Source organism: Nocardia takedensis NBRC 100417, assembly GCF_000308695.1.
In the GTDB taxonomy this organism is placed as follows: Bacteria; Actinomycetota; Actinomycetes; order Mycobacteriales; family Mycobacteriaceae; genus Nocardia; species Nocardia takedensis.
Genome location: NZ_BAGG01000193.1, coordinates 1 through 1,412, shown reverse-complemented (window position 1 = coordinate 1,412; position 1,412 = coordinate 1). Strand labels below are relative to the sequence as shown.

Here is a 1,412-nt window from a genome sequence, read left to right as displayed (position 1 = left end):
TCGCCTCCGCCGGTGGACTCACGACCGTCGTCGCGGCCTGCGGCGCGGGCGGGTCGCGGTCCTCGTCGTAGCCGCCGACCTCGAGGTGGGCGCCGGTGGTTCGGTCGTCGTGGGGGATTTCCACCAGCCACAGTCCGCCCTCATCGATACCGACATGGCCGAACGGGTCCAGACCGGATATCCATGTTCGCAGATCCGGGATGGTGATCATGGTCGCCCTGCTTTCGTCGTGCTGGGAACGGGAGTGTCGTGGTGCTCGCGGGTCGGCTCCCGGCCGGTGATCCGATCGAGCAGCCCGTTGGCGACGTTGATGATCTGGTGCAGGTGCGTCCGTGCCTCCGCGGCGGTGGACAGCTCGGCGTCGGCGAACTCCAGTGCGGTGTAGCCGCTGGTGAGAGCGATGTCGTCGTGTCGGCCGCGGAAGTTGCGCAGCATGAGGGTGAACCCGGGCAGCCCGACATTGTTGTGGTCGATGAGCAACTCCAGACGCGGATCCTCGATCAGGACATCGGCGGCGCAGGCGGCCTCGAACAACGCGACCAGGTCGCTCGCGGGTTGGGCGTCGTGGCTGCTGGGCAGCAGAGCCTCGATGTGGTTGCCGTCCACCGCAAGCCACATCTCGAACGCGTTCTCGTTGATAGCGAACGGAATCGGATCATGGTGGGAGATGACGAAGACGGACTCCGCGGCGTCGTCGGTCGTGGCGTCGCTGTGGTCCTCGCCGGCGAGAAGGGCGTGCGCCCGGTTCAGCAGATCCTTCTCGGTGGCGCTGAGGATGTCGTCGGGGTCGCCGGAGCGGGCCCACAACTGCGCGGCGAGGCGTGCCAGCGCGTCGATCTCGGTGTGGGTGAACAAGGTTCCGGTACAGAGCACGGGCGTGGTCCTTTCTGTGCGGTGAGACGGCCTCGTTTGTCGGAGGACCGGCCCCGGACCGTGAGCGATGAATTCCAGTCCTCGACGGGCGTCACCGCGCGGTCGTGTCGGGCCGAGGTCGTCGGGTAGGGGTGGGCGCTCAGGCGGCTGCGGGAACGTGCGTGCCGTGCAGGGCGATGTGTTCGAGCGCGCGGAGTCGGCCCTCGGCGTGTCCGCCCCAGCGGGTTTCGAATCCCGCACGCTTCTTCGGGGTGATCGTGTTCGGGGCGGCGACGAAGAACTCCTGCACACGCGGGTAGTGCTCGCTCTCGGGGGTGAGCCACAGGCGGGTGTGTTCCCCGTCGGTCCGCACCGCGATGCCCACCCGTTCGGCGAGGTCGAGAACGAACCTCAGCGCCGCGGCGCGGTCGCCGTGGTGGATGATCTCGACCGCGCGCCAGGCTTGCGCGGGAGCGCTGTAGCAGCGCCGCACCCGATACACCGCCCACTCGCACTCGTTCATCGCGGCTTCGGCCAGGGCGTGGACCTCGTGCGCGCCC

At 68.7% G+C, this 1,412-nt stretch carries 2 protein-coding genes and 1 pseudogene; all 3 read right to left on the bottom strand.

Annotation, left to right across the window (positions count from 1 at the left end; translation table 11 throughout):
- On the bottom strand, positions 1–211 hold a 211-nt coding region (locus ON30_RS27920), incomplete at its 3' end, for a hypothetical protein (protein ID WP_040711957.1).
- The gene (locus ON30_RS27915; RefSeq protein WP_040711955.1) at positions 208–873 is read right to left on the bottom strand and encodes a hypothetical protein; all 666 of its coding nucleotides are present in this window, start codon (positions 871–873) and stop codon (positions 208–210) included. The genes ON30_RS27920 and ON30_RS27915, both read right to left, overlap by 4 nt.
- 139 nt (positions 874–1,012) lie before the next feature.
- Positions 1,013–1,412 (bottom strand): annotated as a pseudogene (locus ON30_RS27910) (hypothetical protein); the annotation flags it as partial.